Raw genomic sequence first — 4,218 nt, forward strand, 5'->3', positions numbered from 1 at the left:
GCGCCCGGGCGGGGACCGCCACCGGCGGGCCGCCGGCACCGACCAGCGCTTCGGGATGGGGTGCCTCTTCCCTGGACTCGCGCACCGCGGGCCGTTTGCGCTCGTCGGGCAGTTCGGTCTCGCCGAGGCCCAACCGTTCCTGCAGTCGCTTCATCCAGCGCGGCGCCCACCAGCAATCGTCGCCGAGCAGCTTCATGATCGCGGGCACCAGGAACATCCGGACGATCGTCGCGTCCAGCAGCAGCGCGATGAGCAGGCCGAATGCCAGGTACTTCATCATCACCAGATCGGAGAACACGAACGCTCCCGCGACCACGGCCAACACCAGCGCCGCACCGGTGATCAGCCGCCCGGTGGTGGCGGTACCGATCCGGATCGCCTCGGTGGTCGACATACCCCGTGCCCGAGCTTCCACCATTCGCGAGACCAGGAACACCTCGTAGTCGGTGGACAGCCCCCAGATCACCGCGATGATCAGACCGATCATCGGTGCCATCAGAGGCTGGGGGGTGTAGTTCATCAGACCCGACCCGTGGCCTTCGACGAACATCCAGGTGAGGATGCCCATCGTCGACCCGAGTGTCAGCGCGCTCATCAGTGCCGCCTTGATGGGCAGCACCACCGAGCCGAACGCCAGGAACATCAGGATCGTCGTCGTGGTGATGAGCAGCAGCACCATCAGCGGCAGCTTGTCGAACAAGCTGTGGATACTGTCCTGTTCGAGCGCCGGGGTTCCGCCGACCGAGATCGTGAGGCCTCGAGGCGGTGACAGCTCCCGCAGTTCGTCGATCTTCTGGGATGCGTCGTTGCGGTTCTCCAGACCGTTCTGGATCACCCGCACCGATGGGTCTCGCGATGCTCCGTCGAGATAGGAGCGTTCCTGCCACATCTTGTCCGGATCGCCGTCGGGTTCGATGAACCCGGGGATCGCCATCGCCTCGTTGCGGATCTCGGCGATCTGCTGATCGGAGACCGGATCACCGTTGTCGTTCTCGATGACCAGCGTCAACGGCTCGGTGCGGAAGCCGGGGAACGTCCGGTCGAACTCCTCCTGCGCCACCCGCACCGAGTTGTCGGGTGGGAGGTACTTCTCGCTGATGCCGCCGAGGGAGAGCTGACCCAGCGGGATGATCAGCAGGATCATCCCGATCAAGATGGGTGCGGCGAAGCCGATCGGTCGCTTGACGACGACGTTGACGAGCTTGCCCCAGAAGCCCTTCTCCACCTCGGCACGGGTCTTGGTCTTCTGGGTGCGGTCGGCGAGCCAGTTGAGCCACCAGTTCGTCGGCTTCCAGTTGCGGAAGAACGGCACCCGCAACAGCGTGCGCACACCCAGCGCGTCGACATTGGGGCCCAGGATGGCGAGCGCGGCCGCCAGGACCGTGACCGACAGGATCGCTGCCAGCATCACCGAGGCGATGATCGCGTAGGTGATCGACTTCAGGAAGCCCTGCGGGAACAGCAGCAACGGGACCGACGATGCCACCAGGATGACCGCGGAGAACATCACGGTGCGCCCGGAGGTCATCACCGTCCGCCGGACCGCTGTCTCGGTGTCGTAGCCCTCGGCGATCTCCTCGCGGAACCTACTGACCATGAACAGGCCGTAGTCGACGGCGATGCCCAGGCCCATGAGCGTCACCACCGGCTGGGCGAAGAAGTGCACGGGGATGACCTCGGCGATCAACCGCATGATGCCCAGTGCGCCGGCGATGGTCAGACCGCCGATGATCGCAGGCAGGGATGCGGCGATGACACCGCCGAACACGAAGAACAGCACCACCGCGACCAATGGGATGGCGGCGACCTCGGCGCGTTTCTGGTCCTCGCCGATGGTGCCGGTCAGCTCGCTGGCCAGCGGCTGCAGACCGGCCTGCTGGACCTCGATGCCGTCGATGTTGAGGGCTTCCTTGACGGTGGTGCCGTCGGAGCCGACGTTCTTGTTGTAGTTGTTCAGGATCGCGTCGTCGTTGTCGCCCTTGAGCTGGACCGACATGAACGCGTGCTGTTTGTCCGCGTCGGCCATGTTCGAGAGCACCTCGGGGCTCTTGAAGTAGCCGATGGCCCGCAGGACCTGGTCGGGGTGGGTTCGCTCCACCTCGTCGAGGTTCTCCAGGATCGTGCGCTGGAACTCCGGATCGTCGACGGTCTTGCCCTCGGGCGCGGTGTAGATCGCCACGATGTGGCCGGAGGTGTCACGGCCGTAGGCGGCATCCGAGACCAGCGAGGCGTGGACCGATTCGCTGCCTTCGTCGTAGAAACCGCTCTGAGTGACGTGCTGTCCCAGGCTGATGCCGAAGACGCCGCCGCCAAGGCACAGTGCGACCATGACACCGATCACGATGTATCGGTACTGGTACACCGTTCGACCCCACCAGGCGAACACGTTCAGCTCCTATCGGTCACTGCAAAACTCTGACAATCCCGGCCTGCGCACATCGGTACCTCGGCTTCAGTTTTATACGCGCGAGGCCAGCAGCGAGGACAGCGGCCGGAATGGCTGCAGCCAAGCGCCCTGCTCTGGCAGCGAATCAAGGCCGATTCGCGGTAGCGGTTCCCGGAAGACACCGTCGATGTCCTCCAGGTCGACAAACTCCAAGGTATCCGACGCTAACGCCCAACTGGCATGTTCGCGAAATCCGAGGACCTGGACCTCGATGCCGTCCCTGGCGATGTCCTCGAGCGGGAGTTTGAACGCCTGACCGTCCGCCGAGGCGACGATCACACCGGCGAGACCCTCGCTGCGACGGAGTGCGATGTGGGCGAGCATGTCGCTGTCGACGTCACTGTCGTCATCGATCTTCGGCTTCGCGAACACCGCGAAGCCCACATTACGCAACGCTTCCACCCACGGCCGGACGACGTCGGCGCTGCCGGGGGCGATGTTCGTGAAGACCGTGGCCTCGGGTTCGAGCGTTACGTCACGATCGGCCCGGTCGAGTTGTGCCGACAGGTCGGCGGTGCGGGCCAGCAGCCAGCGCCCCAGCGCGTCGAAGCGGGGTCGGTGCGCTGCGGTGGGACGGCCACCGAGGATCGACCCGAGCCCCATGTCGAGGTTCGGCGCGTCCCAGACGAGGAGAACCCGCGCGATCGCCGGGACATCGGAAGTCGTGCTGTCCGTCGTATCTGTGGTGGCGACCTCGGCGACGTCCGGCATGTTCTCGGTCAGGCTCACGGCATCTTCTCCCAGAGCAGTTCCGCCACATCCGTACCTGCGAGCGCCTTCATTTCGTATTTTGTTGCGGGACGGGCCGCCGATATGGGCAGTTCCGCGGTGTCGGCACTGACTCGGCGCAGCCGGGGCTCCGCGTCGCCGACGTCGGCGATCTGGGCTGCGTAGTCCGAGTGGTCGGTGGCCGCGTGCAGCACTCCACCCGGTCGGAGCCGGTCGGCGATCAGGGCCACGGTGTCGGGTTGCAGCAGCCGCCGCTTGTGGTGGCGGGCCTTCGGCCACGGGTCGGGGAAGAACACCCGAACCCCTGTCAGCGAGCCCGGGCCGAACATGTGGGTGAGCACGTCGACGCCGTCGCCGCGGATCAGGCGCACGTTTCGCACCGCCGCCCGGTCGATGGCGCTCAGGAGCTGGGCCAGGCCACGTCGGTAGACCTCGACGGCGACGACATCGAGGTCGGGTTCGGCCTGCGCCATCGCCAGGGTCGAGGTGCCGGTGCCGCAGCCGATCTCCAGCACCACCGGGGCGCGCCTGCCGAACCACGCCTCGGTGTCGAGCAACCCGGCCGGCGCTTCGCCGTCGCGCGCCTGCCTGCCCAGCTCAGGCCACAGGCGGTCCCAGGTGGCCTGCTGCTTGTCCGAGATCGACGAGCGTCGCGCCCGGAAGCTGGTGACCCGGGGAAGGAAGTGCGGGGTGACCTCGGGGCCCTCGGCCAGCGGACTGGCGACCTCAGGGCCCGACGCATGCATCCGTCCATGGTCGCTCATCAAGGCTGTACTCCCCGCATCGTGTTACAGATTGATACCCAACAGTTGCCTTCCACTGGTACAGCCGGATACCCGCGTCGTCCAGCGCCAAAAATGTGTGCAGCGGGCCGTCCGGCAGGTGTCACGATTCTGTGAGGAGGCCGGTGCCGAACCCGGCCCGGGACCGGGGGGTCCGACATCTTCATCGACGTGCTGGCCGACTTCGCCGCCCATGCGCACCATCCGGGTGTGGCGGCCGTCGCGGAACGTATCCGGACGCCGCCGCGGGTGGCGGTGCTG

3 protein-coding genes are annotated in these 4,218 nt (G+C 66.4%); all 3 read right to left on the reverse strand.

Features of this window, described 5'->3' with window-relative positions:
• Nucleotides 1-2,386 (reverse strand): trehalose monomycolate exporter MmpL3 (mmpL3, locus tag WA965_RS09960; protein ID WP_526295472.1); only part of this gene is annotated, 2,386 nt, incomplete at its 3' end.
• Between the two features lie 72 nt (nt 2,387-2,458).
• The gene (locus WA965_RS09965) at nt 2,459-3,175 is read right to left on the reverse strand and encodes an NYN domain-containing protein (RefSeq protein WP_526295470.1); all 717 of its coding nucleotides are present in this window, start codon (nt 3,173-3,175) and stop codon (nt 2,459-2,461) included.
• Entirely contained in the window at nt 3,172-3,939 is a 768-nt protein-coding gene (gene trmB, locus WA965_RS09970) for a tRNA (guanosine(46)-N7)-methyltransferase TrmB (protein ID WP_526295468.1), read from the reverse strand. The genes WA965_RS09965 and trmB overlap by 4 nt, the downstream gene beginning before the upstream one ends.
• Nucleotides 3,940-4,218: the final 279 nt, after the last annotated feature.

This window comes from Mycobacterium sp., from assembly GCF_049683935.1.
In the GTDB taxonomy this organism is placed as follows: Bacteria; Actinomycetota; Actinomycetes; order Mycobacteriales; family Mycobacteriaceae; genus Mycobacterium.